Origin of the sequence: Streptomyces sp. DH12 (assembly GCF_020873895.1) — a bacterium.
Lineage (GTDB): Bacteria > Actinomycetota > Actinomycetes > Streptomycetales > Streptomycetaceae > Streptomyces.
Genome location: NZ_JAHWGT010001377.1, coordinates 1 through 418, shown reverse-complemented (window position 1 = coordinate 418; position 418 = coordinate 1). Strand labels below are relative to the sequence as shown.

General features: G+C 70.3%; 1 pseudogene. It reads left to right on the top strand.

Annotated features, from left to right (window positions below):
- Nucleotides 1-83: 83 nt before the first annotated feature.
- A pseudogene (locus tag LPA54_RS40150) lies at nt 84-418 on the top strand (hypothetical protein); the annotation flags it as partial.

Here is a 418-nt window from a genome sequence, read left to right as displayed (position 1 = left end):
ACCGGGATGATGATCCGGAAAAGTTGCGCGCTGAGCGGCGGGTGGGACAAGCGAACGCTCGGATCTCTCGTACAGTTTGCGCCGTGGGATCTCTGCGCAATCCGGTCGGGCCGCTTCCCTCCTCCATCTACTGGCGTCGGAGGGCCGTACTGCTGTCCGTGCTCGCCCTGTTGGCGTTGGTGATCACCTGGGTCGTGGTCTCCGCAGGCGGGAACGGCAACGGCTCGGACAACGGCGCCAACGGCAAGAATCCCGCGCCCTCCATCACCCCGGGACCGTCCGGTTCCGGCCCCGCGATCAGTCAGGCGCCGGGCGGACGCGACGAGACGGGCGGCGGTGGGTCGGAGGGGTCGGGCGACGGCTCCGGCGGTTCCTCCGGTTCCGGCTCCGACGACGAGGGCGGTGACGGCGACCCCGC